This window comes from Arthrobacter sp. TJ-254, assembly GCF_058269175.1.
Genome location: NZ_JBZCNF010000001.1, coordinates 616423 through 642414, shown reverse-complemented (window position 1 = coordinate 642414; position 25992 = coordinate 616423). Strand labels below are relative to the sequence as shown.

At 68.5% G+C, this 25992-nt stretch carries 25 protein-coding genes; 4 read left to right on the top strand and 21 right to left on the bottom strand.

The genetic code is table 11. From position 1 onward, the window contains the following. Positions 1-85 precede the first annotated feature (85 nt). From pyrF to pyrR, 7 genes are read right to left on the bottom strand one after another with little or no spacing between them, the layout of a single operon-like run. Complete coding sequence (gene pyrF / locus AC4D14_RS03040; protein ID WP_490900092.1) at positions 86-973, bottom strand: orotidine-5'-phosphate decarboxylase; 888 nt, start codon at positions 971-973, stop codon at positions 86-88. Continuing rightward, a complete protein-coding gene (gene carB / locus AC4D14_RS03035; RefSeq protein WP_490900091.1) occupies positions 963-4274 on the bottom strand; it encodes a carbamoyl-phosphate synthase large subunit in 3312 nt (1103 codons plus the stop codon). Before carB ends, pyrF begins: the two co-directional genes overlap by 11 nt. Then, on the bottom strand, positions 4274-5455 hold the full coding sequence (carA, locus tag AC4D14_RS03030; protein WP_490900090.1) for a glutamine-hydrolyzing carbamoyl-phosphate synthase small subunit: 1182 nt from the start codon (positions 5453-5455) through the stop codon (positions 4274-4276). Before carA ends, carB begins: the two co-directional genes overlap by 1 nt. Continuing rightward, positions 5452-5979 carry a PH-like domain-containing protein gene (locus tag AC4D14_RS03025; protein ID WP_490900089.1) on the bottom strand — a complete coding sequence of 176 codons (528 nt, stop codon included), beginning with the start codon at positions 5977-5979 and terminating at the stop codon, positions 5452-5454. Before AC4D14_RS03025 ends, carA begins: the two co-directional genes overlap by 4 nt. Next, the gene (locus tag AC4D14_RS03020) at positions 5967-7331 is read right to left on the bottom strand and encodes a dihydroorotase (protein WP_490900088.1); all 1365 of its coding nucleotides are present in this window, start codon (positions 7329-7331) and stop codon (positions 5967-5969) included. Before AC4D14_RS03020 ends, AC4D14_RS03025 begins: the two co-directional genes overlap by 13 nt. Next, the gene (locus tag AC4D14_RS03015; RefSeq protein WP_490900087.1) at positions 7328-8362 is read right to left on the bottom strand and encodes an aspartate carbamoyltransferase catalytic subunit; all 1035 of its coding nucleotides are present in this window, start codon (positions 8360-8362) and stop codon (positions 7328-7330) included. The genes AC4D14_RS03020 and AC4D14_RS03015 overlap by 4 nt, the downstream gene beginning before the upstream one ends. Beyond that, positions 8359-8946, bottom strand: coding sequence for a bifunctional pyr operon transcriptional regulator/uracil phosphoribosyltransferase PyrR (pyrR, locus tag AC4D14_RS03010; RefSeq protein ID WP_490900086.1), 588 nt, complete (start codon positions 8944-8946; stop codon positions 8359-8361). The genes AC4D14_RS03015 and pyrR overlap by 4 nt, the downstream gene beginning before the upstream one ends. 228 nt (positions 8947-9174) lie before the next feature. Between pyrR and AC4D14_RS03005 the strand changes: the two genes are divergently transcribed. From AC4D14_RS03005 to AC4D14_RS02990, 4 genes are all read left to right on the top strand, one after another. Next, positions 9175-10296: a PrsW family intramembrane metalloprotease gene (locus tag AC4D14_RS03005; protein ID WP_490900085.1), complete on the top strand. Its 1122-nt coding sequence runs from the start codon at positions 9175-9177 to the stop codon at positions 10294-10296. 58 nt (positions 10297-10354) lie between these two features. Next, the gene (locus AC4D14_RS03000; protein WP_490900084.1) at positions 10355-11035 is read left to right on the top strand and encodes a TetR/AcrR family transcriptional regulator; all 681 of its coding nucleotides are present in this window, start codon (positions 10355-10357) and stop codon (positions 11033-11035) included. A gap of 93 nt (positions 11036-11128) precedes the next feature. Next, positions 11129-12043, top strand: coding sequence for an ABC transporter ATP-binding protein (locus tag AC4D14_RS02995; protein ID WP_490900083.1), 915 nt, complete (start codon positions 11129-11131; stop codon positions 12041-12043). Then, positions 12040-13680 (top strand): ABC transporter permease, encoded by a 1641-nt coding sequence (locus AC4D14_RS02990; protein WP_490900082.1) that lies wholly within the window; start codon positions 12040-12042, stop codon positions 13678-13680. The genes AC4D14_RS02995 and AC4D14_RS02990 overlap by 4 nt, the downstream gene beginning before the upstream one ends. Before the next feature lie 47 nt (positions 13681-13727). Here AC4D14_RS02990 and AC4D14_RS02985 read toward each other — a convergent pair whose 3' ends face one another. The 14 genes from AC4D14_RS02985 to rpsD all read right to left on the bottom strand — a co-directional run bounded on the left by AC4D14_RS02985 (position 13728) and on the right by rpsD (position 25823). Further along, positions 13728-14426 (bottom strand): TetR/AcrR family transcriptional regulator, encoded by a 699-nt coding sequence (locus tag AC4D14_RS02985; RefSeq protein WP_490900081.1) that lies wholly within the window; start codon positions 14424-14426, stop codon positions 13728-13730. A 131-nt stretch (positions 14427-14557) separates the two neighbouring features. Further along, positions 14558-14830 (bottom strand): hypothetical protein, encoded by a 273-nt coding sequence (locus tag AC4D14_RS02980; protein ID WP_490900080.1) that lies wholly within the window; start codon positions 14828-14830, stop codon positions 14558-14560. 70 nt (positions 14831-14900) lie between these two features. After that, entirely contained in the window at positions 14901-15311 is a 411-nt protein-coding gene (gene nusB / locus AC4D14_RS02975) for a transcription antitermination factor NusB (protein ID WP_490900079.1), read from the bottom strand. Further along, a complete protein-coding gene (efp, locus tag AC4D14_RS02970; protein WP_490900078.1) occupies positions 15308-15871 on the bottom strand; it encodes an elongation factor P in 564 nt (187 codons plus the stop codon). Before efp ends, nusB begins: the two co-directional genes overlap by 4 nt. Before the next feature lie 119 nt (positions 15872-15990). Continuing rightward, the gene (gene aroB / locus AC4D14_RS02965) at positions 15991-17082 is read right to left on the bottom strand and encodes a 3-dehydroquinate synthase (protein WP_490900077.1); all 1092 of its coding nucleotides are present in this window, start codon (positions 17080-17082) and stop codon (positions 15991-15993) included. Then, a complete protein-coding gene (locus tag AC4D14_RS02960; protein ID WP_490900076.1) occupies positions 17072-17626 on the bottom strand; it encodes a shikimate kinase in 555 nt (184 codons plus the stop codon). The genes aroB and AC4D14_RS02960 overlap by 11 nt, the downstream gene beginning before the upstream one ends. After that, positions 17626-18825: a chorismate synthase gene (gene aroC, locus AC4D14_RS02955; protein ID WP_490900075.1), complete on the bottom strand. Its 1200-nt coding sequence runs from the start codon at positions 18823-18825 to the stop codon at positions 17626-17628. Before aroC ends, AC4D14_RS02960 begins: the two co-directional genes overlap by 1 nt. Positions 18826-18857: 32 nt before the next feature. Then, complete coding sequence (locus AC4D14_RS02950; RefSeq protein ID WP_490900074.1) at positions 18858-19760, bottom strand: shikimate dehydrogenase family protein; 903 nt, start codon at positions 19758-19760, stop codon at positions 18858-18860. A 12-nt stretch (positions 19761-19772) separates the two neighbouring features. Then, positions 19773-21002, bottom strand: a complete 1230-nt coding sequence (gene mltG, locus AC4D14_RS02945; RefSeq protein WP_490900073.1) for an endolytic transglycosylase MltG — start codon at positions 21000-21002, stop codon at positions 19773-19775. Next, entirely contained in the window at positions 20999-21577 is a 579-nt protein-coding gene (gene ruvX / locus AC4D14_RS02940; RefSeq protein ID WP_490900072.1) for a Holliday junction resolvase RuvX, read from the bottom strand. Before ruvX ends, mltG begins: the two co-directional genes overlap by 4 nt. A 12-nt stretch (positions 21578-21589) precedes the next feature. After that, on the bottom strand, positions 21590-24268 hold the full coding sequence (gene alaS, locus AC4D14_RS02935; protein WP_490900071.1) for an alanine--tRNA ligase: 2679 nt from the start codon (positions 24266-24268) through the stop codon (positions 21590-21592). 70 nt (positions 24269-24338) lie between these two features. Next, the gene (locus tag AC4D14_RS02930; RefSeq protein WP_490900070.1) at positions 24339-24599 is read right to left on the bottom strand and encodes a DUF6167 family protein; all 261 of its coding nucleotides are present in this window, start codon (positions 24597-24599) and stop codon (positions 24339-24341) included. A 67-nt stretch (positions 24600-24666) separates the two neighbouring features. Then, positions 24667-25041, bottom strand: a complete 375-nt coding sequence (locus tag AC4D14_RS02925; protein WP_490900069.1) for a DUF948 domain-containing protein — start codon at positions 25039-25041, stop codon at positions 24667-24669. Between the two features lie 155 nt (positions 25042-25196). Beyond that, on the bottom strand, positions 25197-25823 hold the full coding sequence (gene rpsD, locus AC4D14_RS02920; protein WP_307083131.1) for a 30S ribosomal protein S4: 627 nt from the start codon (positions 25821-25823) through the stop codon (positions 25197-25199). Positions 25824-25992 lie beyond the last annotated feature (169 nt).

Below are 25992 nucleotides of genomic sequence, written 5' to 3'. Positions count from 1 at the left end.
GGCCGGAACATACCGGCTGCCGCTGGTCTCGTGGATGCGGGCTCCTCCTGAACCTATCGGCTCATGCGGCGGAAAATCAATCGGGTTAGGCGCTGGACTCCAGCTGCCGACCCGCGCTACGTGCCGCCTCCCGCAGGGCTGTCTTTTCCGGACCCGCGGCGAGCACTGCCCGGCTCGATGTCGGAAGCACCGCGGGCAGCGCAGCACCGAAGGTCTCTTCGAGTTCGCGGGCACCGGCCCCCTGGGCGCCGACTCCGGGGGCGAGGATCGGCCCGTTCAGTGCCGCCAGGTTCAGGCCGAGGGAGCGCACCGCCGCACCGACCGTCGCGCCGACGACGAGGCCCACGGACCCCGTCCCCGCCGGCCCGGCGGCTTCCGCGTCCGGCCGGTTCCCGTCCGGCGCGTTCTCGGCTACGGCGGCCCGCAGGACCGACAGGGCCACCGAGTCGCTGCCGCCGGCGTGCTGGATCGATGCCCCCTCGGGGTTCGAGGTGAGCGTGAGGATGAAGACGCCTCGTCCGGTGGCAGCGGCGAGCCTGAGTGCCGGGCGCAGGGATTCGAACCCGAGATAGGGGTTGAGGGTGACGGAGTCGGCCGCGAGCGGTGATCCTTCCCCGAGCCAGGCCTCCGCGTACGCCTGCATTGTCGAGCCGATGTCGCCGCGCTTGGCATCCGCGATGGTGAGCACATCCTGCTCTGCGGCGCGCGCCAGGAGGGTTTCGAGCACGGCGATGCCGCGGGAGCCGTGCCGTTCGTACAGTGCGACCTGGGGCTTGAGCGCTGCGGCGACCGGCCCGACGGCGTCGAGGACGGTCAATGAGAACCGCTCCAGGCCCTCCGGGGTGTCGGGGAGCCCCCACGCCGAAAGGAGCGAGGGATGCGGGTCGATTCCCACACAGAGGCTGCCCTTGAGGCCGCGCGCCCGGGCGAGCCGAACTCCGAACGGCTCGCGCGGCTGCGGGCTAGGAGGCATGCTGGGCCGCCGTGGAGGTGCGGAGGTTCGCCGCGTGCTCCTGCAGGCTGGTCACCGACCATTCAAAGGAGCGCATCGCCTCGATCGCCTGGACCGCTGCCCCGACCTCCGGCACCGTGGTGATGACGGGGAGCCCGTAGGAGGTTGCCGCGGCGCGGATCTCGTAGCCGTCGCCGCGCGCCTGCCCTCCCGAGGGTGTGTTGATGATCATGTCGATGCCGCCGCTGGTGATCAGGTCGACGATGGTCCCCTCGCCATGCGCTCCGGCGCCCTCGGCCACCTTGCGTACGGTGGTGGCCGAGATGCCGTTGCGGCGCAGCACGTCGGCGGTGCCACCGGTGGAGACGATCTCGAAGCCGAGGTCGACGAGGCGCTTGACGGGCATGATGATCGAGCGCTTGTCACGGTTGGCAACCGAGACGAAAACCTTCCCCTCGATGGGCAGTGCCGCGTTGGCGGCGGCCTGGCTCTTCGCGAAGGCGGTGTCGAAATACTTGTCGATGCCCATCACCTCGCCGGTGGAGCGCATCTCCGGACCGAGCAGCGAATCGACAACGGTCCCTTCCGGGGTGCGGAACCGGCTGAACGGCAGGACCGCTTCCTTCACCGATACCGGTGCGTCGAACGGCAGCGAGCCGCCGTCGCCGTGCTCGGGCAGGAGGTGGTGCACGGTGCGCAGGTCGGAGACGCTGACACCGGTCCCGATCAGGGCGGCGGCCTTCGCCAGCTGGACGCCGGTGGCCTTCGACACGAAGGGAACCGTCCGGGAGGCGCGCGGGTTGGCCTCGAGGACGTACAGCACGTCGGAGGCCAGGGCGAACTGGATGTTGATCAGCCCGCGCACGCCAACGCCCTCGGCGATGGCGAGGGTGGCGGTGCGGACCCGCTCGAGCACGTCGGCGCCGAGGGTGATCGGCGGCAGGACGCAGGCCGAATCGCCGGAGTGGATTCCGGCTTCCTCGATGTGCTCCATGATGCCCCCGAGGTACATCTCGGTGCCGTCGTACAGGGCGTCGACGTCGATCTCGATGGCGTCCTCGAGGAACCGGTCGATCAGCACCGGGTGGTCGGGGGTGATCTCCGTGGCGTTGGCGATGTACCGGGAGAGGTTCGGTTCGTCGTAGACGATTTCCATGCCGCGCCCGCCGAGGACGTAGGAGGGGCGCACCAGCACGGGGTAGCCGATCTCGTCGGCGATCTTCTTGGCGTCCTCGAAGGACACCCCCGTGCCGTTCTTCGGCGAAATGAGGCCGGCCGTGTCGAGTACCCGGCTGAAGGCGCCGCGGTGCTCCGCCAGGTCAATGGCCTCCGGCGACGTGCCGAGGATGGGGATGCCGGCGTCGGCCAGTTCCTGGGCCAACTTCAGCGGCGTCTGTCCCCCGAGCTGGACGAACACGCCCATGACGCCGCCGGTGCGCTGCTCTGCCGCGATGACCTCCAGGACGTCCTCGAGGGTGAGCGGCTCGAAGTAGAGCCGGGTGGAGATGTCGTAGTCGGTGGAGACCGTCTCGGGGTTGCAGTTGATCATGACGGTCTCGTGGCCGGCGGCCCGCAGGGCCATCGTGGCGTGGACACACGAGTAGTCGAACTCGATGCCCTGCCCGATCCGGTTGGGCCCGGAACCGAGAATGATGATCGAGGGCTTCTCGTGCTGCGCAACCTCATCCTCCTCGTCGTAGGAGGAGTAGTGGTACGGGGTGTAGGCGGCGAATTCGGCGGCACAGGTGTCGACGGTCTTGAAGACGGGGCGCACACCCAGCGCGTGCCGGACACCGCGCACCACTGCCTCGGGGGTTGAGGTCAGCTGCCCGATCTGCTCGTCGGAGAAGCCGTGGCGCTTGGCGAGGCGGAGCACCGCTTCGGTCACCGCGGGGGCGGAGCGGACCTGCTCGGCGATCTCGTTCAGAAGGACGAGCTGGTCGAGGAACCAGGGGTCGATGGCCGTTGCCTCGAAGACCTCCTCGACCGACGCCCCGCCGAGCAGGGCGCGCTGGACCTGGGACAGCCGCTCGGTCGTCGGGCGGCGGGCGGCCTCGATGAGGCCGGCGACCTCCGACTCCGGGACCGGCGCGAACGAGAGCTGTGAGCCCTTCTGCTCGAGTGAGCGCAGCGCCTTCTGCAGCGCCTCGGTGAAGTTGCGGCCCATGGCCATCGCCTCGCCCACGGACTTCATCGTGGTGGTCAGCGTCGTGTCGGCTGCCGGGAACTTCTCGAAGGCGAAGCGCGGGACTTTCACCACGACGTAGTCGAGCGTCGGTTCGAAGGAGGCGGGGGTCTTCTGCGTGATGTCGTTCGGAATCTCGTCGAGTGTGTAGCCAAGGGAAAGCTTGGTGGCGATCTTCGCGATCGCGAACCCGGTGGCCTTCGACGCGAGCGCCGATGAGCGCGAGACGCGCGGATTCATTTCAATGACGACGACGCGCCCTGTCGCCGGTTCGACGGCGAACTGGATGTTGCACCCGCCGGTGTCGACGCCAACCTCGCGGATGACGGCGATCGAGATGTCGCGCAGCCGCTGGTACTCGCGGTCGGTGAGGGTCAGGGCAGGGGCGACGGTGATCGAGTCGCCGGTGTGGACCCCAACGGGGTCGACGTTCTCGATGGAGCAGACAACCACCACGTTGTCGTTCTTGTCGCGCATCATCTCGAGCTCGTACTCTTTCCAGCCCAGGATGCTCTCCTCGAGGAGGACCTCGCTGGTGGGGCTGTACTGGAGGCCCTGGCCCACGATGCGGCGCAGGTCCGCTTCGGTGTAGGCAAGGCCGGAGCCGAGTCCGCCCATGGTGAACGAGGGGCGGACCACCATCGGGTAACCCAGGTCATCGGCCGCCGCGAGCGCCTCGTCGAGGGTGTGGATGATCACGGAGCGCGCGGATTCGGCGCCGCAGCGCTCAACGACGCCCTTGAACTTTTCGCGGTCCTCCCCCAGTTCGATTGCGGCGATGTTCGCGCCGATCAGCTCGACGCCGAACTTCTCAAGGATGCCGTTCTTGTCCAGGGCGATGGCGGTGTTCAGCGCGGTCTGCCCGCCGAGGGTGGGAAGGAGGGCGTCGGGGCGTTCCTTCTCAATGATCTTGGCGACCACCTCCGGGGTGATCGGCTCCACATAGGTGGCATCGGCAAACTCGGGATCGGTCATGATTGTCGCCGGGTTTGAGTTCACGAGGATGACCCGCAGGCCCTCCTCCTTCAGGACCCGCAGGGCCTGCGTTCCGGAGTAGTCGAATTCGGCTGCCTGCCCGATGACGATCGGGCCGGAGCCGATGACCAGGACACTCTTGAGATCGATTCTGCGGGGCATCAGTTGTTCTCCTGGGTGGTGCGCTGCGTGGCGCTCATCAGCTCGATGAAGCGGTCAAAGAGGTAGGCCGAATCGTGCGGTCCGGCGGCGGCTTCGGGGTGGTACTGCACCGAGAAGGCGGGAAGGTCGAGGCACGCGAGGCCCTCCACCACGTTGTCGTTGAGGCTGATATGGCTGACCTCCACGCGGCCGAACCCGCCCTGGGGCGCGTCGACAGGTCCGTCAAGGGGCGCGTCGACGGCGAAACCGTGGTTCTGGGAGGTGATTTCGACCCTGCCGGTGCGCCGGTCGAGCACCGGCTGGTTGATGCCGCGGTGGCCGTAGGGCAGCTTGTAGGTGCCGAAGCCGAGGGCCCGGCCGAGGATCTGGTTGCCGAAGCAGATGCCGAAGAAAGGGATGCCCGCCGCAAGGACCTTCCGCAGCAGTTCCACCTGGACGTCGGCGGTGGCGGGGTCACCAGGCCCGTTCGACATGAACACGCCGTCGGGCCCTGCCTTCGTCAGTTCCTCGAAGGCGGTGTCGGCGGGGAAGACGACGGTGCGTACCCCGCGCTGGGCGAAGTGTTTCGGCGTCATCGTCTTGATGCCGAGGTCGAGGGCGGCGACGGTGAAGCGTGGTTCCTCCGTCCAGCCGTGGTCGGACGGTTCGACGGTGTAGGCCGAGTCGGCGCTGACCTCCTCGGCGAGGCGGGCACCGGCCATTGAGTCCTGGGACTGCACCTCTTCGAGGAGCCGGGCTTCCGGAGCCAGGGCGGCGGGCCCCGAGAAGATTCCCGCCTTCATCGCGCCGCGTTCGCGCAGGTGCCGGGTCAGGGCGCGTGTGTCGACTCCCTCAATCCCCACGACCCCCTGCTCGCGCAGCTGATCGTCAAGGCTCTGTTCCGAACGCCAGTTCGAAGGGCGGCGGGCGGCGTCGCGCACGATGTACCCGGCAACCCAGATGCGGCGGGACTCGGCGTCGTCGGCGTTCACGCCCGTGTTTCCGATGTGGGGTGCCGTCTGCACCACGAGCTGCCGTGCGTAGGAAGGATCGGTGATGGTTTCCTGGTAGCCGGTCATGCCCGTGGCAAAGACCGCCTCACCGAGGGCCGTTCCCTCGGCGCCGTAACTGCTGCCCCGGAAGGTCCGTCCGTCCTCAAGGACGAGCAGCGCGGGACTGGCGGACGAGTTCGTAAGTGTCACTTGGACTTCCTGCCTTTGATGACGTCGGTTGTGTCTATGCCAGGTGCGAGTGCCGCCACCGCGGCGAGCAGCTGGGTCTTGTCGGAGGCGTGCCGGGTGCGGAAGCCGGTGTCGACCTTCTGCCCCCCGAGCAGCCAGGTCATCAGGACCAGTCCGTCCTTCTCGACGAACTTGCCCGCCATGCCGCGCTCGAACCGCACGCCGGTCAGCGCCTCGCGCGGGATGAAGACGTCGGGGGCGCCCCTGCGGGCCAGCAGCACCCCGGTGGGGTGCACTGTGGCCACTGCCTCCGACCGGAGTCCCAGCCCGTGCACGGCGATCCGGTCGAGCCAGTCCCCGGCCGTGGTGGTTGCAACGTACTGGCCCTCGGCCTCGAAGAGGACGCGGCCCGGGTCGGCCGGCACCGGAGGCGGGGCGGCAACCGCTGACTGGCGGCGCAGCCGCCCACGCCAGCCGAGCGCCATCAGGCCGGCGATGAGCACTATGATTCCTGCCGCGGCTGCGACCGGTCCTAACCAATCCACGCGGATTCCTCTGCAGCTGAAACGAACGGTGTGTTGAGGGCTCCATCGAGGACGGTGGGGTGCCCGTGGTAGAACGTGGCGACGACCCGGCCGGGAAGTTCGAGCCCGGCGAACGGGCTGTTGCGTCCCATTGTGGCCATTTTATGGGGGTCGACCGTCCAGCGCGCATTCGGGTCGACCAATGTGAAGTTCGCCGGTTCGCCCTGCTCCAGCGGCCGGCCCTGATGTCCGAGGCGGCCGATCTCGGCGGGGCGGACGGAGGTGACGCGGGCGAACCCCGCCCAGTCGAGCAGGCCCGTTTCGACCATGGTGTGCTGCACCACCGACAGCGCGGTTTCAAGGCCCGTCATGCCCATCGCGGCCTGCGCCCACTCGCACTCCTTGTGCTCGCTCGGGTGCGGGGCGTGGTCGGTTCCGACGATGTCGATCGTGCCGTCGGCGAGCGCCTCGCGCAGTGCCTGGACGTCCGTTGAGGTGCGCAGCGGCGGATTCACCTTGTACACCGGGTCGTAGCTGCGGACCAGCTCGTCGGTCAGCAGGAGGTGATGCGGGGTAACTTCGGCGGTGACGCGGATGCCCCGGGCTTTCGCCCAGCGAAGGATCTCCACGGAGCCCGCCGTCGAGACGTGGCATACATGGAGCCGGGAATCCACGTGCTGGGCGAGGAGCACGTCGCGGGCAATGATGCTCTCCTCCGCGACGGCCGGCCATCCGGCGAGCCCGAGGACGGCGGACACCTCGCCTTCGTTCATCTGCGCTCCCTCGGTGAGCCGGGGTTCCTGCGCGTGCTGGGCGATGACGCCGTCGAACGCCTTGACGTACTCGAGGGCGCGCCGCATGAGCACCGGGTCGGAGACGCAGATGCCGTCGTCGGAGAAGACCCGCACCCGGGCACGCGATTCGGCCATCGCGCCGAGCTCGGCCATGCGCTCGCCGGCAAGGCCGACGGTGACCGCCCCCACGGGCCGGACCTCAACCCAGCCGGCCTTCCGGCCGAGGCTGTACACCTGCTCAACCACGCCGGCGGTGTCCGCCACCGGCATGCTGTTGGCCATTGCGTGGACGGCGGTGAACCCGCCGAGGGCCGCGGCGCGCGAGCCGGTCTCCACGGTTTCGGCGTCCTCCCGGCCCGGCTCCCGCAGGTGGGTGTGAAGGTCGACCATCCCGGGCAGGGCAATGAGGCCGGCCGCATCGACAACGGTGACGTCTCCGCCGGTCGCCCCGGCAGCCGCTGAAGCGCCGACCGCCGCGATGACGCCGTCGCTGACCAGCAGGTCCTGCCGCGCTCCGCCGAGCACCGAGGCACCCTTTACCAGGTACTGGCCGCGGGGGGCCGGTTGTGTGCCGTTCATGGTGCTGGCTCCTTCGTGCTGGGAATCTGGGCGGCGGGGGTTGTGGTGTTCCCGGCCGGCCCGTCGGCGTGGTGGTCTCCGGACAGGAGCAGGTAGAGGGCGGCCATCCGCACCGAGACCCCGTTGCGCACCTGGGCGAGGATCGTGGAGCGGGGCGAATCGGCGGCGGCCGAGGAGATCTCGAGCCCCCGGTTCATCGGCCCCGGATGCATAATGACGGTGTCGTCGAGTCCGAGGGTGTCGAGCGCGTGCAGCCGGCCCTCGTCGAAGCCCCAGCGCCGCGAGTACTCGCGGGTGGAGGGGAAGAATGCCGCGTTCATGCGCTCGGCCTGGAGCCGGAGCATCATGACGGCGTCGGGCCGTTCGGCGAGCGCTTGATCGAGGTCGTAGCGCACCGTGCACGGCCACGATCCGATGCCCACGGGCAGCAGGGTCGGCGGGCCGACGAGGGTGATGTGGGCGCCCAGCGTCTTGAGCAGCCATACGTTGGACCGCGCGACGCGGGAGTGAAGGATGTCACCGACGATCAGCACGCGCATCCCGGCCAGGTCGGTTCCCTTGGAGGGGTGCCCGGCGAGCCGGGCCCAGTGCCGGCGCAGCGTGAAGGCGTCGAGGAGGGCCTGGGTGGGGTGCTCGTGGGTGCCGTCACCGGCGTTGAGCACGGCGGCGTCGATCCATCCCGACGCCGCGAGGCGGGCCGGTGCGCCGGAGGCGGAGTGCCGGATCACCACGGCGTCGGCGCTCATCGCCTCGAGGGTCTGCGCCGTGTCCTTCAGGGATTCGCCCTTGGACACCGAGGAGCCCTTGGCTGCGAAGTTGATGACGTCGGCGGAGAGCCGCTTGGCGGCCGCCTCGAAGGAGATCCGGGTGCGGGTTGAATCCTCGTAGAAGAGGTTCACCACCGTGCGCCCCCGCAGGGCGGGAAGTTTCTTGATTTCGCGCTCCCCGACGGCCGACATTTCCTCGGCGACGTCGAGCAGGCGCAGCGCGTCGATGTAGGAGAGGTCCTGGGTGGTCAGCAGATGCCTCACGCGGCCGCCTCGATGACGACCTCGTTGACGGGGGCCCCGTCGCGGGTGTCGATTTCCTCGAGGTGCACGCGGACCCGCTCGAAGGATGACGTGGGAAGGTTCTTTCCCACATGGTCGGCGCGGATCGGCAGCTCCCGGTGCCCGCGGTCAACGAGGACGGCCAGGCGGACGATGCGGGGTCGTCCCAGGTCCACTATCGCATCGAGGGCGGCGCGGATGGTGCGGCCGGAGTAGAGCACGTCGTCGACAAGGACCACGACCTTGTCGTCAATGCCCGACGGCGGCAGCTGGGTGGCCAGCGGCGGCCGTGTGGGATTGCGCTGGAGGTCGTCGCGGTACATCGTGACGTCGAGCTGGCCGGTGATGGCTGCGGGGTCGACACCGGGGTTCACCGCAGCGATCTTGCGGGCGAGCCGCTGTGCCAGGGGGTAGCCCCTTCTGGGGATCCCCAGGAGCACGAGGTCGGCGGGCCCCTTGTTGGCCTCGAGGATCTCGTGGGCGATGCGGGTAAGTGCGCGGTCTATATCGGCTTCGGCGAGAACAACGCGCGGTGCGGCTCCGGAATGCGGTGCAGGCACGGTCATAACACGCTTCCTCCTTCCCCGCCTCACTGGACGGAACTTAAAGGGTGGTTGCGCTTTCAAAACTATCACAGCGCCGATGCCGAATAGGGTGTTCCTATGTCGATGAATGACCCGTTGGAAGCCCGCCCGGGCACAGATCAGTTTCAGAGGCACGACTGGTGGGAGCGTTCCACAACCCATCCCGGGCAGCCCGGGCCGCCGCACAATTCCCCCGAGACACTTGCTCCGGTGTGGAAGGCACCCGTGCGGCGTGGGCCCGGCGCCCTGAACATCGCCCTCATCGTTGTCGCCGGGTTCGTGCTTGCCGCGCTGGTCTGGTTCCTTTCCCTCTCGCTCGGGACGACGGCGCTGGTGGTCTGCGCGGTCCTGGCCCTCATTCCGCTGGGCATCTGCGTGCTGGGCATCCGCTGGATCGACCGGTGGGATCCCGAACCGCGCGGCGCCCTGTGGTTCGCCTTCCTGTGGGGCGCCGGGGTCTCGGTGCTGGTGACCCTGCTGCTGGGAAGCTACGTTGTGGGGCTGCTTGGCGCGGCCCTGAACTCCACCGACACCAATATCATCGGGCCGGTGCTGCAGGCGCCGCTGGTCGAGGAATTCGCCAAGGGCCTGGGCGTGCTCATCCTCGTCTTCTCCCGCCGGAGCCACTTCGACGGGCCTGTCGACGGAATCGTCTACGCGGGAACGGTGGCCGCCGGCTTCGCGTTCACCGAGAACATCCTCTACTTCAGTTCGGCGGTCCAGGAGTCGGGAAGCCTTGGCGGGCTGGTTGGGGTCTTCGTGCTGCGGGGCCTGTTTTCGCCGTTCGCCCACGTCATGTTCACCGCGGCGCTCGGGTTCGTGCTGGGACTCGCTGTGAGCCGCGGAGGGGGTGCCGGGCGGATCCTTCCGGCCTTCGTCCTCGGCCTGCTCCCCGCGATCGCCGGGCACATGCTCTGGAACGGCGGGACCGTCCTGCTGTTCGACGATTTCTTCTCGTTCTACCTGTTCGTCCAGGTGCCCCTGTTCATCGCGGCTGTCCTCTTCGTTCTGATGCTGCGCCGGGCCGAGCGCCGACTTACCGAATCCCGGCTTGGCGACTATGCGTCGGCGGGATGGTTCAGCCCGCAGGAGGTCCACATGCTCGCCACCCACCCGGGACGCCGGCAGGCGCTGTCGTGGGCCGGAAGCGTGGGGGCCGGCGCGGAGATGGCCGCGTTCATCACGACGGCGGCCCGGCTGGCCTTCACACGGCAGCGCATTCTCAGCGGCCGCGGCGCAGCGCGGGACGCGGTGCAGGAAGAACGGAGCCTTCTCGACCAGGCGGCGTTCCACCGCGCGCGGATCTTTTCGATCACCTCGGGAAGGCGGTAGCTCCTACCGCTGCCGATGCCTCTTGGCACCGGGTGAACAACCGTTTAAAATCCTGAACATGCGTTCAGCACAGGCGGGGCGGCTCGAAGCGGCCACCGATGACCGGACGAGCCGGGCACGGCTTCGGGACGCCGCCGTGCTGCTGTTCGGGCGCGATGGCTTCACGGTGAGCGTCAGGGCCATCGCCCGCGAGACGGGCGTCAGCCCTGGACTCATCCTTCACCACTTCGGGTCCAAGGACGGGCTGCGGGCTGCCTGCGACGACTATGTCCTGGGCAGGATCCGGGACTACAAGCGAGAAGCCGTAGCTCCCGGCGGCCCCTCCGAGCGACTCCTCGATCTGGCCGCCCTTGAGGATTCGGCACCGTTGGCTGCCTATGCCCTGCGCTGCCTTCAGGAGGGCGGGCAGGGCGCCCGGGCCTTCCTTGACCATTTCACGGAGGACGCCGAGGCGTGGATCGCCGCGGGGGTCAGTGCTGGAACCATCCTTCCCTCCGTGGATGAGAAGGCACGCGCCCGCTATCTGACAATGCAGGGGTTCGGAGCGATGCTCCTCGACCTGAACCTCGACGCGCCGGGTCCGTCAGCTGATTTGACTCAAACGTTCCGGGGCTACCTCGCCCGCAACGCGGTGCCCGCCCTGGAACTGTATTCGCAGGGTCTGCTGGCCGACCGCTCAATGCTCGAGGCATACCTGGCGCGGCTGCCGCATCCGCCGCCGGAAGAACCCGCCCCCTAGACCGCTGCGCGGCGCTGGCGGATGAAGCTGCCGCCCTCATCGCCCACTTGGCGATCCACCTCCCTCATTTTTCCTTTCCTTCAGGAGCTGGCGATGCCTCCAGTCATTGAAGTACAGCAACTCACCAAGAATTTCGGGGTGGTCCGCGCGCTCGATGCGCTCGACCTGAGGCTTGAGGCCGGCGAAGTCCACGGCTTCCTCGGCCCCAACGGTGCGGGGAAATCAACCACGATCCGGGTGCTGCTCGGGGCGCTCAGGGCCGATGCTGGCACTGCCCTGTTGTTTGGGGAGGACCCGTGGGCGAGGGCGGTGAGCCTGCACCGCCGCCTTTCCTACGTACCCGGAGAGGTGAACCTCTGGCCCAAAATCACCGGCGGCGAGGCGATCGACCTCCTCCTTGGCCTGCGCGGCGGGGCGGCCCGGAGGCGCCGGGACGAGCTGCTGCTCCGGTTCGAGCTCGATCCGTCGAAGAAGACCCGCTCCTACTCCAAGGGCAACCGGCAGAAGGTGGCGCTCGTCGCGGCGCTGGCCAGCGACGTCGAACTGCTGATCCTCGACGAGCCGACCTCCGGCCTCGACCCGCTGATGGAACGGGTCTTCCAGGAATGCATCCGCGAGGCCGCCGCGCAGGGCCGGACAGTGCTGTTGTCGAGCCATATCCTGGCCGAGGTCGAAGCGCTGTGCGACAAGGTGACAATCATCAGGCAGGGCCGCACGGTGCAGTCGGGAACACTCAGCGAGATGCGGCACCTGGCCCGGGCGGCGGTTTCGGTGACCTGCGACGGCGACGCGACAAGCGTTGCGCTGCTTCGAGGGGTCCACGACGTTCAGCGCGAGGGCGACCGGGTGCACTTCACCGTCGAGAACGACGCACTCCCGGGCGTGCTTGAGCACCTGCTGCCGCTGGGCATCAGGGCCTTGACCACCACCCCGCCGACGCTCGAGGAGTTGTTCGTCCACCACTATGGGGTGGGTGGCTCGGCGCCTGTGGCAGGGAGCACGCGGTGAGCCGCGCCGTCTCCCGCGCTGCTGCCCACCGCTCCGCTGCCGATCCCGGCCCGCTGACCGGAGCGGTGCGGCTGATCCGCTTCGCCGCGCGCCGCGAGCGGGTGCGCATCCCCGTATGGGCGCTCTGCGTGGGAGGCGTCGTCGGCTACTTCGGAGCCGTCATCCCGCTCGCCTACGGAAGCGCGGAGGCGCTCCAGACACGCGCTGCGATCATGAAGGATCCGGCGGGGGCCCTCCTCTCCGGCCCCGGCTACGGCCTTGATAACTACACGCTCGGAACGATGCTTGCCAACGAAGTGGCGGGGATGCTCGCCATCGCGGTCGGGCTCATGTCCGTGTTCCTTGTCATCCGGCACACCCGGGCGGAGGAGGAAACCGGGCGCGCCGAGCTCGTCCGGGCCGGTATCGTCGGCCGCCATGCCCAGCTGACGGCCGCGCTTGGCGTCCTGGCCGGAGCCAACCTGGCCGTGGGGGTAGCGCTGTTCGCGGCAATGGCCGCCAACGGCCTGCGGCCGGCGGACTCGGCGGCCCTCGTGCTGGGCGTCGGACTCGCCGGCGTCGTCTTCGGGGCGGCGGCGGCCGTCACCGCGCAGCTTTCCGCAAGCGCCAGGACGGCCACAGGGATGGCCGGCACAGTGATCGGGGGCGCCTTCCTCCTCCGCGGGATCGGTGATGCCCGGCAGCTCGGCGGGAGTGCGCTGTCCTGGCTCTCGCCCATCGGCTGGGTTCAGCAGACCCGGGCCTTCGTCGAGCTGCGGTGGTGGCCCCTGCTGCTGTGCCTGGGCCTCGCCGCCGTGTTCGTCGTGGCCGCCTACCTCTTGGCTGCCCGGCGCGACCTCGGTGAAGGCCTCATCGCCGCCCGGCCCGGACGCCGCGAAGGCACCCGGTTCCTCACCGGTCCGGCAGGCCTTCTCGCCCGGCTTGAGCGGGGCAGCATCACCAGCTGGTGCGCCGGCCTTTTCGTTTTCGCCTTCCTGACCGGCACGATGGCCCGTTCCATCGTCAAGAGTTTCGAGTCCCAGCCCCAGCTCGCTGAGGTGATCGGTGGTGTCGACGGCGGCGACGTCCTCCGCGGCGCTCTCGCCGCATTCCTGAAGTACTTCGCCATGGCCGTCGCCGTCCAGGCGGTGGTGGGCGTGGGCAGGCTCCGCAAGGAGGAGTCCGAGGGACGCACGGCGCTCCTGCTCTCCGCTGGAGCAGGGCGCACGCGGGTGCTCCTGAGCTCGCTGCTCGTGGCCGTGACATCGGGGGTGCTCCTGCTTCTGGCGTCGGGCTTCGGGCTCGGCGCCGGTGCCTCGCTCAGCTCCGGCGAGCCGCTCACCGGCGAGCTCACCGCTTCATCGCTCGCCTACCTGCCGCTGGTCGTGTGCTTCGCCGGGCTCGCGGCACTCGCCTACGGGCTCGCCGCGGGCACCTGGTGGGTGTGGGCGGCCGTTGTCCTCTCGCTGCTCACCGGCCTCTACGGCACGGTTCTCAACCTTCCGGAGTTCATGCTTGAGGCCGAACCGTTCGGACTGGTGCCGCAGGTGCCGGGCGCGGCTTTCGATCCGGTGCCGCTGGCCTGGATGGCGCTGCTGGCAGCTGTCCTGGTGGGCACCGCAGTGGCGGCGCTGAGGAGGCGCGACCTCAACGCGTGAGGCAGCGGGCCGGGAACTCCGGGGCCGCCGTCCCGCGACGGCCGAACTCACTTCCGCGTACGGTAGCTCTCAAGGTATTCCGGGGTCGCCGTCCCGTCGATTGCGAAGCGGGTGAGGTTCCGCAGGAACGGCCCGTCAATGTGCTGCCCGGTGGCAATGAGCCGGTGGTGGACGGCCCCGTAGACGGCGTCGATCACCACGACAAGGTCGACGTCGTCGCGGATCTGTCCACGGCCTCGTCCCCGGTGCAGGATTGCCAGGAACCCGTGGCGCCGTTCTCGCAGCAGCGTCTGCTTGAACTGGGCCGCGAACTCCTCGCTGCGGATCGCTTCGGCCAGCAGGTTGGCGACCGTCGATGCGGCCCCGCCGGCCCTGAGGCAGTAGGTCAAGGCGACAAGGTAGGCGTGCAGGTCCCGTGCAACATCGCCGGTGTCGTCGACGTTGGTCAGGAGGTTCGTCTTGTAGGTGAACGCTTCGAGCACCAGCAGCTGACGCGACGGCCAGTACCGATACAGCGTTGATTTGCTCACCCCGGATGCCCTCGCAACCGCATCAATTGTGACCGCGTCGTACGTTCGCCGGTCGATCAGGACGCGTGCGGCCTTGAGGACCCGCAGCCGCACCTCGGCCTCGTGCGAGGCGATCAGCGGATGGGCTGGATCGGCCCGGCTGCGCGGCACCACCCGAAGACCGGGCCCGCCTGAACCGGCGACCGGACTGCCCACCGCATCGCTGTCTACGCTCATCAGACAACCTCAGGCCTTCTTCGTTATCCAACGCTTGTAGCCGTGGAGCCTACACCCGGGCGCCCGCACCTGCCACGTGGGGTCGGTTGCGTGACCCGGCCGAGCGCTGCGCTTGTACGGCAGGCGTGGATTCAGGAGAACTCGAGAACGCCGTCCGAGGCCCCCTGGAGTCGCAGCAGCCGCTCCTCGTGGAGGCGCTCGTCGATCTGCTCAAGGCTCCGTACTGCTGCGGAGAGGCGCCGTTGCGCCTCGGCGTAGCGCCCGGGATCGGCGTTCGGTTCAGCGTTCTCGCAGTCGAGCCGGGCGGTCAGGACCGCCTCCACCATTCGGTGACGGGCCCTCTCCAGACCGGCGGCCCCGGAAGGCGCGGCTGTGGCAGAGGGCTGCTGGTCGACTGTGGCCATGGCTCAGCCTCTCATACGTCGCGGGCAGCCGCCGGAAATTCTCCCGCGCGCCGTGTTGCCCGCTCCGCGCCTAGGCGAGCAGCGTCGGCTTGAGCTGCTGAAGCCTGCCCAGCAGTCCGTTGATGAACACGGGGGATTCGTCGGTTGAGAGGATCTTGGCAAGCTCAACCGCTTCGCTCACGGCCACGCCGTCCGGGACGTCATCGTTGAACAGCAGCTCCCAGGTGCCGATGCGCAGGATCATGCGGTCGACGGCAGGCATCCGGTCAAGGGTCCAGCCCTGCGAGTAGGTGCTGAGGTACTCGTCGATCTCCTCCGCGTGCGAGAGCACTCCCTCAACGACGTCGACCGAGTAGTCGGCGATAATCATGTCCGTCTTTTCCCGGCGGGCCTTGATCACCTCGACCGGGGTGACCGAGCGCTGCTCAGCTTCGAACAGAATATCCAGCGCCCGGCGTCGGGCCTTGCTGCGTGCACTCACTCGTTGACGCGTCCCAGGTAATCGCCGGTGCGGGTGTCGACCTTGACCTTGGTGCCGGTGACCAGGAACAGCGGAACCTGGATTTCATGGCCGGTTTCGACGGTGGCCGGCTTCGTTCCGCCGGTGGAGCGGTCGCCCTGCAGGCCCGGCTCGGTGTAGGTGATTTCGAGGACGACGGACGGCGGCAGCTCGATGTAGAGGGCCGAACCTTCGTGCATGGCGATCGTCACCATCTGGCTTTCGAGCATGAAGTTCTCGGCGTCGCCGACGGTCTTGCCAGGCACGGTGATCTGGTCGTAGTCCGTGGTGTCCATGAAGACGAAGTCTTCGCCGTCCTTGTACAGGTACTGGTAGTCACGGCGGTCGACCGTTGCCGTCTCGATCTTCAGGCCGGCGTTGAACGTCTTGTCCACCACCTTGCCCGAGAGGATGTTGCGCATCTTGGTGCGCACGAACGCACCACCCTTGCCCGGCTTGACGTGCTGGAACTCGAGCACGTTCCAGAGGTTGCCCTCGAGCTTGAGCACGGTGCCGTTCTTGATGTCGTTCGTGGTCGCCACAGGTTCACTTTCGTCGATCGGAGAAATGGAGGGCTGCGTCTGGCCTCAGGCACGGGGCAGCCCGGTGAAAGTCCAGAGACAAGTCTACCCTCTGGGCGCAATGCGTCGCTGGAGGGGCCTTAGGAAGCGATTTCCTGGTAGGCGGCAAACAGCAGCGACGTGTCCGGGACCTCGAGCATGCCCGGCCGGGCAATGCCGTCGAGCACCACGAACCGCAGCAGGTCGCCGCGCGATTTCTTGTCCCTGCGCATTCCATCGAGCAGGGCAGCCCAGCGGTCCCTGCGGTAGGTGACCGGAAGACCCAGGGATTCGAGGATGGTGCGGTGCCGGTCGGCGTCGGTGTCGTTGAGCCGGCCCACCATGCGGGAGAGTTCGGCGGCGAAGACCAGGCCCACGGACACGGCGGCCCCGTGGCGCCAGGAGTACCGCTCGGCGAGTTCGATGGCGTGGCCGAGCGTGTGGCCGTAGTTGAGGTGCTCCCGCCGTCCCGATTCGCGAAGGTCCTCCGAGACAATCGCGGCCTTCACGGCGATGGTCCGCTCGATCAGTTCCCGCACGGTGTCGGAACGGGCGTCGGAAACGGCCTCGGTGTCCGCCTCGATGAGGTCGAGGATGACCGGGTCGGCGATGAATCCGGATTTCACCACTTCGGCCATGCCGGTGACGAGTTCGTTCTTCGGGAGGGTGTCGAGCGCGTCGAGGTCGGCCAGCACTGCGGCCGGCGGGTGGAAGGCGCCGACGAGGTTCTTGCCCTCGGCCGTGTTGATGCCGGTCTTGCCTCCGACCGCGGCGTCGACCATGGCCAGCAGGCTGGTGGGCAGGTGCACAACCTTGACCCCGCGCAGCCAGGTGGCGGCGACGAAGCCGCCCAGGTCGGTCACGGCGCCGCCGCCAACGGTGACGACGGCGTCCGAGCGGGTGAAGTCGTTCTGGCCGAGGACCTGCCAGCAGAAGGCAGCCACCTGGATGTGCTTGCCCTCCTCGGCGTCGGGGATTTCCGCCGTGACCGCGGTGAATCCGGCGTCGGCGAGTTCGGCCCGCACCGTGTCGCCCGTCGCCCGCAGCGCCCGGGGGTGGATGACCAGCACCCGGCGCACCCGCTCGCCGAGGATTCCGGGGAGCCGGCCGAGGAGCCCGCGGCCCACGACGACGTCGTAGGCGGCCTCGGGGGTGGTCCCGGTTACCGGGATGATCGTGGGCTCAGGTGCCATGTCCGGGCGTCCTTTTCATTGGGTCTTCGTTCAGGTCAAGAAGCTCTTCCACCGCGGCGATGACGCACCGCAGGGTGCGTCCGCGGGTGTCGACGACGATGTCGGCGACCTCAAGGTAGAGAGGGTGTCGTTGGGCGTAGAGGTCGGTCCAGCGCCTGCCGGGGTCGCCGCTGAGCATGGGGCGCGAGGATCCGCCGCGGATCCGTGGCAGCACCGTTGCGAGGTCGGCGTCGAGGAGGATCACGCACTCGGCGCGCAGCAGCGACCGGGTGCCGGCGTCGAGGACCGCTCCCCCGCCGAGCGAGACAACGAGCGCGCCGGCGTCGGTGTCGAGCACTTCGCGCACGATGTCCGCCTCGATCCGCCGGAACAGTTCCTCGCCGCCGCGCTCGAAGATCCCGGGGATCGGGCCGTGCCGCTCGGTGATCCTGCGGTCGGTGTCGATGAAGGTCATTCCGTGCCGGGCCGCGACGGCCCGCCCCACAGCGGATTTCCCCGTCGCCATTGGCCCCGTGAACACGAAGCGCCGCGTTGGAGAAGGCATCAGTAGGCAGCCGACCCTAGGGACTCGGGGATGTTGTCGAGGTAGCTCTTGAGGTTCCTCGCCGTTTCGCCAAGTGAGTCGCCGCCGAACTTCTCGGTGACGGCCTCGGCGAGCACGAGGGCGGTCATCGCCTCGGCGACGACGCCCGCGGCGGGGACGGCGCATACGTCCGAGCGCTGGTGGTGGGCCTTTGCCGCTTCGCCGGTGCTCACGTCGATCGTGGAGAGGGCGCGTGGAACGGTGGCGATCGGTTTCATCGCCGCACGCACGCGCAGCGTGTCGCCGATGCTCATCCCGCCTTCGATTCCGCCGGCGCGGTTCGTCCCGCGCACAATCCGGCCCGAGTCGTTGCGCAGGATCTCGTCGTGGGCAACGGTTCCGCGGCGGGAGGCGGTAAGGAACCCGTCACCGATCTCGACACCCTTGATGGCCTGGATGCCCATGAGCGCTGCAGCCAGGCGCGAGTCGAGCCGGCGGTCCCAGTGGACGTAGCTGCCAAGTCCCGGCGGAAGGCCGTACACGACAACTTCGACGACACCGCCGAGGGTTTCGCCATCCTTGTGGGCCGCGTCCACCTCGGCGACCATGGCTTCAGAGGTGTCGCGGTCGAAGCAACGCAGGGGGTCCTGGTCGAGGGCGAACACGTCGGAGGGTACGGGCACCGGGGAGTTCGTGGGCAGCGACACCGAGGCGATCGAGACCGTGTGGCTCACCATGTGCACTCCGAGTTCCCCGAGGAACCGTGCGGCAACGGTGCCGAGGGCCACCCGGGTCGCGGTCTCGCGGGCGCTTGCCCTTTCGAGGACCGGGCGGGCCTCGCCGAACCCGTACTTCTGCATGCCGGTGAAGTCGGCGTGGCCCGGGCGCGGCCGGGTGAGCGGGGCGTTGCGGGCGAGGGATTCGAGTTCTTCAGGATCGACAGGGTCGGCGGACATGACGCGTTCCCATTTGGGCCATTCCGAGTTGGCGACCTCGATGGCGATGGGCCCGCCCTGGGTAAGTCCGTGGCGGATGCCGCCGAGCAGCCTCACCGTGTCTTGCTCGAATTTCATCCGGGCACCGCGACCATAGCCCAGGCGCCGGCGTGCAAGGGCCGCCTGTATATCGGCAGTGGTCACCGGTACTCCGGCGGGCATGCCTTCAAGGATTCCAACTCCAGCGGGGCCGTGGGATTCCCCGGCCGTCAACCAACGCAACATGTCTCCAATACTGCCATGCGGCGGGGACCGGTTCAGCGCCGGGGTGCGCCGACTGCGTCACACATGCGGTTTATGACCCCTTCATCGAGGGCGGGAACCTCGGGGAAGAACAGGAGAACCTGCTCGACCGCCTGGTACAGGAGCATTTCAAGGCCAGGGACCGTGAGACCGCCGGCACGCGACCACGCCGTGGCGAGCTCGCTCGGCCACGGGTCGTAGGCGACGTCGAGCAGCAGCCGCGGGGGTGCACCGGCCGCCCGGTCGGCCGGCGCGGCCTCGAGCGATGCGGCGAGGGAGCGTGCAAGGGGGTCCGCGGCGTGCGGTGGAAGGGTGGAAATGACGACGTCGGCGGCCCGGATCCCCTCCACCGCGCCGTCCCAGGGGTGGCCGGTGACGTGGATGCCGAGGCGGGAGCCAATGCGCCCGAGGTCTTCCGCGGCGCCGTCCCGGCGGACGTAGACCCTCGCGCTCCGCGCGCCCAGGTCGCGCAGGCCCGCGACAGCCGCGGCGGCTGTCCCGCCGCCGCCGAGGATGACGGCCTCGCGCGGCACGCCGGCACCGGCGTGGCGCAGCGCGCCCGCAACACCCGCGACGTCGGTGTTGTGCCCGGTGAGCCGCGCCGCCCCGGGACCGCCGCTGAAGGTGACGGTGTTGAGCACGCCGAGGGTTTCCACCAGCTCGGAGTTCGAGTCGGTGGCTGCGGCCACCGCCGCCTTGTGCGGCATTGTCACCGAGAGGCCGCGCCACCCGTCCTCGCTCCTGAGCGAGGACACGAAGCGGGCCAGGTCCTCAGGTGCCACGTCACGCGCCGTGTAGTCGCAGTCGACGCCAAGGGCGTCATAGGCGGCGGCGTGGAGCAGCGGGGACTTGGAATGGGCGATCGGGTGTCCGATCACCGCCGCCCGGGCGGCCGGCGCCCCGGCGGCGTTCCCCATCCGGTGCAGCCCCTACTCGCAGCGTCCGGCGTTGTCGGCGCACCACGCCTGGTACTCGGCCACATAGCGGGCGTGCTCGGCGAGGGTTTCTGAGAACTTCGTCTCCCCGGTGTCGAGGTCGACGGTCACCCAGTAGTAGTACGGCACGTCCGCCGGCGAGACGGCCGCGTCGATTGCCTCCTCGCTGGGGGAGCCGATCGGCCCGACCGGCAGGCCCGGGTTCGCGTAGGTGTTGTACGGGTTCTTCTTGTCCGCCTTCTCCTCCGGCGTGATGTCGTAGCTCTTGCGGTTGAGCCCGTAGGTCACCGTTGCATCGGACTGGATCAGGCCCGAGGTTTCGGTGTTGTCCGGCTTCAGCCGGTTCATGATCGATCCGGCCACCGACGCATAATCGGCTTCTCCGGCTTCGGCCTGGATGATGCTCGCGATCGTGAGGATGCGGTACTGCTCGGCGGGATCGGTGATGCCGTCCTCTTCGAGCTGGGCGAAGGTCCTGGCGACCATTTCCTTGATGATTTCCGGAGCGGTCGCCTCGACGTCGAACCGGTATTCGCCCGGGTGGAGGTACCCTTCGAGGCTGCGTGCCTGCTTGGGCAGGCCGAACTGCTCTGGCTTGGCGCTGAGCGCCTCGAACTCCGCGGCAGGCAGGCCCGTCGACTCGGCGAGGATCGCGAACACTTCGCCCTGGCGCAGGTCGCGGGCCACGGCGGCGTAGGAGACCATCGTCGATTCGCTGTCGAGGAGCGCCGCGGCGGCGTCGGCGGAAGACATCTGCTGGCGCATCTCGTAGTCGCCGGGCTGCACTTCCCTGCCCTCGAGTTTGCCCTGGAGCGCCGATACGAACACCCCGGAGTCAGCCACGATGTCTGCCGCCTCAAGGCCCTCGCCAATGGAAAGGGGGCCGGCGCCTTCGGCGACGGTGAAGACCACTTCCTCGGTTCCCGGCCCGGGGTAGTCCTTGACGTCATTGAGTCCGAGGACATCGCGCAGCATCATCGCGGCACCGAAGACAACGCCTGCGAAGACGAGGACGACGACGAGCATGACAACGGTCCGGCGGCGGCGGCGGCGCTGCCGGGACTTGGAGGGCCTCCGGTTCCGGTCGCGGCGGCTCAATTCCTGGTTCTGGAAAAACTGCTCGACCGGCTCAGCCAGCGTAGGCTCCTCTTCATAGGTGACGCCTTCCGCGTGCCGGTCATCCGGGTCATGGGCTGCCGGGGACTGCGGGTAACGGGAACTCACAGTTCCTGGTCCTTCCCACTCAATGTGCTATCCGAAATGACGGGTTCCTCCATTGAGGCCAACAAGGGAACCGAAGGTGTGCTGTGCTGACGCGCGGTGACATGCTCCCCCACGTCCCGTCCGAGTGAACGTTGCATGTCGATGGCATGCTGGAGTATTTCAACCGCAGCCACCTGATCAACTACCTTACGATGTTCCCGGCTGCTCAATCCAGCCTGACGCAACGATCGGTGTGCCGAAACGGTGCTGAGCCGCTCGTCGATGAGCCGAACCGGGATGTCCGTGCCGGCGGCCTGGAGGGCGTCGGCCACCAGTTGGGCGTAGCCGCGGGCCATCGCGGCCGACTCCGCTTCCCGCCCGCTGAGCTGGCGGGGCAGCCCGACGAACACCTCGACGGCGCCGCGTTCGCGGGCCTCCTCGACGAGGACCCGGATGTCGCTGTTCCTCCTGGCGTCCCGTTTCAGGGTCCGGATGGGGGTTGCGAGGAGGCCGTCACGGTCGCTGCCGGCCAGCCCTACCCGCACCATGCCAACGTCGACGCCCAGTTTCGGGCCCGCGGGGTGGTCTCCTGGCATGGGACGGCCCGGTCAGCGCGCCGCGACTGCGGCGCGGATCGCTGCGAGGGCGTCGGACACCTTCTCCGGGTCGGCTCCGCCGCCCTGGGCGACGTCGTCCTTCCCGCCTCCGCCGCCGCCGAGCACTCCGGCCGCGGTGCGCACAAGCGCCCCTGCCTTGACTCCTTCGGCGCGCGCCGCCTCGTTGGTTGCGACGAGGATCAGCGGGCGCCCATTGGAGGTGCCCGCTGCGGCGACGACGGCGGGAGCGGAGCCGAGGCGTCCGCGCAGGTCGAGGGCGAGCGTCCGAAGGGCGTCAGCGCCGCCGACCGCTCCGGCGTCGTGGGCAATAAGGCGCACCCCGTCGACGTCAACCGCCGTGTCGACGAGTGAGGCCGCTGCCGCGGTGAGCTGTTCGTTGCGCAGCCGCTCAAGTTCCTTCTCGGCGGTCTTGAGCTTCTGCAGGGTCAGGGAAAGCCGTTCGGGGAGCTGGTTCGAGGGAACCTTAAGCATCTCAGAGAGCTCGGTGACGAGCGCGCGCTCGGCCGCGAGGTGGCGGAAGGCGTCCATGCCCACGAGGGCCTCGACGCGGCGGTTTCCTGAACCCACCGACTGCTCCCCGAGCAGCGTCAGCGATCCGATCAGCGATGTTGAATCGACGTGCGTTCCGCCGCACAGTTCACGGGACCAGTCTCCGTTGATCTCCACGACGCGCACCTTGTCGCCGTACGCCTCACCGAAGAGGGCCATCGCCCCGAGTGCCTTGGCTTCGGCCAGGGGCATGATCTTGGTTTCGACGGTGTGGTTGCTGCGGATGGCGAGGTTCGAAACCTCCTCGATCTCGCTCTTGGCCGCGGCGCTGATCCCCTCGCCCCAGGCGAAGTCGAAGCGGAGGTAGCCGGCCTTGTTGAATGATCCGCGCTGGGTGGCCTCGGGGCCGAGGATCTGGTGCAGCGCAGCGTGGACGATGTGGGTTCCCGAGTGGGCCTGCTCCCCCGCGTTGCGGCGCTGGCGGTCCACGGCCGAGGTGACGGCGGCACCGCGCGTGATCTCACCTTCCCGCACGACGGCCTTGTGCACGTTGAGGCCCTTCACGGGGCGCTGCACGTCAAGGACCTCGACGACGAACCCGTCGCCGGTGATCAGGCCGACGTCGGCGGCCTGGCCGCCCGATTCGGCGTAGAAGGGGGTGCGGTCCAGGACGAGTTCAATCTCCTCGCCCTGGGTGGCGACCGGAGTTGCCTGTCCGTTGCGCAGCAGTCCGGTGACCACGCCGTCCGTGGTGAGTTCCTCGTAGCCGGTGAAGATGGTCTCCCCGGCCGCGAGGATGTCGTTGAACACCGAAAGGTCGGCGTGGCCGGCCTTCTTGCCGCGGGCGTCGGCCTGAGCGCGCTGGCGCTGCTCGAGCATGAGCGAGCGGAAACCCTCGGCGTCGACGGCGAGTCCGGCCTCCTCCGCCATCTCAAGGGTGAGGTCGATGGGAAAGCCGTACGTGTCGTGCAGGGCGAAGGCATCCGAGCCCGAAAGCGGCCGGTTGGCGGCCTTGGATTCCTTGACCGCCTCCTCGAGGCGCGCGGTGCCTGAGGCGATGGTGCGCAGGAACGCCTTCTCCTCGGCGTACGCGATGCGGCTGATCCGCGCGAAGTCCTGTTCGACCTCCGGGTAGACGCCCTTCATGGCGTCCCGCGAGACCGGGAGCAGGTCCGGCAGGCAGGCCTTTTCGACGCCGAGCAGGCGCATGGCGCGCACGGCGCGGCGGATCAGCCGGCGGAGCACGTACCCGCGGCCCTCGTTCGAGGGCGAAACGCCGTCGGCGATCAGCATGAGCGCGGAGCGGATGTGGTCGGCGACCACGCGCATCCGGACGTCGTCGGTGTGGTGCGGGTCGTCGTCCGATTCGGCGCTGGTGTACTCGCGGCCGCTGAGTTCGGCTGCCTTGTCGAGGACGGGGCGGACCTGGTCGGTCTCGTACATGTTCTCGACGTTCTGCAGGATCATCGCGAGGCGCTCGAGGCCGAGGCCCGTATCGATGTTCTTCTTGGGCAGCTCACCGAGGATCTCGAAGTCGTCCTTGCTGGTTCCCTCGCCGCGCTGGTACTGCATGAAGACCAGGTTCCAGATCTCCACGTACCGGGAGTCGTCGGCCTCGGGCCCGCCTTCGGCGCCGTACTCCGGTCCGCGGTCGTAGAAGATCTCCGAGCAGGGGCCGGCCGGGCCGGGCTGGCCGGTTGACCAGTAGTTGTCCTTCTTGCCCAGTTTCTGGATCCGGTCAGCCGGCACGCCAACCTCGTCGCGCCAGATGGCAAGGGCTTCGTCGTCCTCGTGATAGACGGTGATCCACAGCTTCTCCGGCGGCAGGCCGTAACCGCCCTGGTCGACGCCGGAGGTGAGCAGTTCCCATGCCATCGCGATGGCGTCCTTCTTGAAGTAGTCACCGAAAGAGAAGTTGCCGGCCATCTGGAAGAACGTGCCGTGGCGTGCGGTCTTGCCGACCTCTTCGACGTCGGCGGTGCGGATGCACTTCTGGACGCTCGTGGCGCGGTCGTAGGGCGCCTGCTCGCGGGCGGTGAGGTACGGAATGAACGGCACCATGCCGGCCACGGTGAAAAGCAGCGAGGGGTCGCTGGAGACGAGCGACGCCGACGGCACGACGGTGTGGCCGTTCTTTTCGAAGTAGCTCAGCCAGCGGCTTGCAATCTCGTGGGACTTCATGGGGGTTGGAGATCCTTCTCGTCAGGCGGGGGGGGAATGCGGGCGGGGGCTCCGGGTCGCGGGAGCCGGCTCAGCGGCGGGCGGCGCTCGCTGCGGACGCCGGCGCAGCGGGTTCGTCGGCTGAGATCCCGAGTGCGGCGCGCAGGTCCGACTCGCGCTCGTGCATGCCGGAGCGCAGCGCGTCGGCAAAGTCGGCGATGCTGTCGGAAAGTTCACCGACGGCCCGGTTGATCCCCTGGGGGCCGATCGCGGACTTGGCGGCCGAGACCTTGCGCACGGCGAGAACACCGATGGCAACACCTGCTGCCATCCACAGGGCTCTTCTAATCATGGGTGCCTCCTCGGGCGGTGCTCTGGTCGGATAACCGCCGGCCTGTCTCGGACCGGCGTCGAAGGTGTCAGCGGCTGCGGCGGCGCCGGACCGGTGATTTGCGTCCGGCGAAGGCCGAGCGCACGCCGTAGGAGAACGCGGCGACCTTGATCAGGGGCGCGCCGAGCGTCGCGGCGAAAAGCGATGAGAGGGCCGAGATGTTGGCGGAGGCATCCGAGACGTTCGAAGTGATCCCGTCGACGTTCTTCAGCTGCTGGTGTGTTGTGCCGACGGTGCTTGTCACTTCGGCGATCAGGGGCGTCGTCTCGTCGCTCACCGTGCGGATTGCCACGCGCAGTTCGTCGAACACCTTGCCGAGCTTCCATACGGGGATGGCCAGCAGGGCGACGAGCACGGCGAACACTCCGGCGGCAATGAGGCCAGCAATATCTCCACCGGACATGTTCGGTCTCCTTAAGACAGGGAAAATGGGGGGCCGCCACGGGGCGGCCGGTTTCTCTATGTACCTTACCTACTCAATAGCCCGCGGCGTTCGCCGCGGGCTATTGAGCCAAGCTGTTCAGTTAGGTCCGGCGGATTCCTCCGCCGGCGCACGGGTTAGCGTGCGTAGTACTCGACCACGAGCTGCTCTTCGCAGGTCACGGGGACCTCGGAGCGCTTGGGGCGGCGGACCAGGCGGGCCTGGAGCTTGTCGAGCTGAACGTCGAGGTAGCCCGGGACTGCGGGCAGGACGTCGCGGTGGGCGCCTGCTGCAGCAACCTGCAACGGGACCATGGTCTCGCTGCGGGAGTGGACGTGGATGAGCTGGCCTTCGGCGACGCGGAACGACGGGCGGTCAACGCGGGCGCCGTCAACCATGATGTGGCGGTGCACAACAAGCTGGCGGGCCTGGGCGATGGTGCGGGCGAAGCCGGCACGGAGCACGAGGGCATCGAGACGCATTTCGAGCAGCTCGATGAGGTTCTCACCGGTCAGGCCTGCGGTGCGGCGGGCTTCCTCGAACACGCGGGTCATCTGCGCTTCGCGGATACCGTACTGGGCGCGCAGACGCTGCTTTTCGCGCAGGCGTACGGCGTAGTCGCTGTCCTGCTTGCGGCGGGCGCGTCCGTGCTGTCCGGGCGCGTACGGCCGGCGCTCGAGGTACTTCTCGGCCTTGGGGGTCAGAGCAATGCCGAGGGCACGCGAAATGCGCACCTTCCGGCGGGCACGTGTGTTGTTAGCCACGTTTACCTTTCACTGTTTCTGCGGCAAAGAGCCTGGGCCGCTTCCGCGTCCGGGCACTTTCTTTGTGTTGCTGGCCTCCTCTTGCGGAGAGCCGGGAGTAGCCGCGTCCCGGTACTACAGTCAGCGGAGCGCACAGCCCGACCCTCCGGTAACCGAGGGGATGGGCACA

Bases quoted from the DNA above. Each gene is read 5' to 3' on its own strand.
- pyrF (WP_490900092.1), bottom strand. From the start codon at position 973: ATGCCTCCTAGCCCGCAGCCGCGCGAGCCGTTCGGAGTTCGGCTCGCC.
- carB (WP_490900091.1), bottom strand. From the start codon at position 4,274: ATGCCCCGCAGAATCGATCTCAAGAGTGTCCTGGTCATCGGCTCCGGC.
- AC4D14_RS03020 (WP_490900088.1), bottom strand. From the start codon at position 7,331: ATGAACGGCACACAACCGGCCCCCCGCGGCCAGTACCTGGTAAAGGGT.
- pyrR (WP_490900086.1), bottom strand. From the start codon at position 8,946: ATGACCGTGCCTGCACCGCATTCCGGAGCCGCACCGCGCGTTGTTCTC.
- AC4D14_RS03000 (WP_490900084.1), top strand. From the start codon at position 10,355: ATGCGTTCAGCACAGGCGGGGCGGCTCGAAGCGGCCACCGATGACCGG.
- AC4D14_RS02995 (WP_490900083.1), top strand. From the start codon at position 11,129: ATGCCTCCAGTCATTGAAGTACAGCAACTCACCAAGAATTTCGGGGTG.
- AC4D14_RS02985 (WP_490900081.1), bottom strand. From the start codon at position 14,426: ATGAGCGTAGACAGCGATGCGGTGGGCAGTCCGGTCGCCGGTTCAGGC.
- AC4D14_RS02980 (WP_490900080.1), bottom strand. From the start codon at position 14,830: ATGGCCACAGTCGACCAGCAGCCCTCTGCCACAGCCGCGCCTTCCGGG.
- aroB (WP_490900077.1), bottom strand. From the start codon at position 17,082: ATGGCACCTGAGCCCACGATCATCCCGGTAACCGGGACCACCCCCGAG.
- AC4D14_RS02960 (WP_490900076.1), bottom strand. From the start codon at position 17,626: ATGCCTTCTCCAACGCGGCGCTTCGTGTTCACGGGGCCAATGGCGACG.
- aroC (WP_490900075.1), bottom strand. From the start codon at position 18,825: ATGTTGCGTTGGTTGACGGCCGGGGAATCCCACGGCCCCGCTGGAGTT.
- AC4D14_RS02950 (WP_490900074.1), bottom strand. From the start codon at position 19,760: ATGGGGAACGCCGCCGGGGCGCCGGCCGCCCGGGCGGCGGTGATCGGA.
- ruvX (WP_490900072.1), bottom strand. From the start codon at position 21,577: ATGCCAGGAGACCACCCCGCGGGCCCGAAACTGGGCGTCGACGTTGGC.
- alaS (WP_490900071.1), bottom strand. From the start codon at position 24,268: ATGAAGTCCCACGAGATTGCAAGCCGCTGGCTGAGCTACTTCGAAAAG.
- AC4D14_RS02930 (WP_490900070.1), bottom strand. From the start codon at position 24,599: ATGATTAGAAGAGCCCTGTGGATGGCAGCAGGTGTTGCCATCGGTGTT.
- AC4D14_RS02925 (WP_490900069.1), bottom strand. From the start codon at position 25,041: ATGTCCGGTGGAGATATTGCTGGCCTCATTGCCGCCGGAGTGTTCGCC.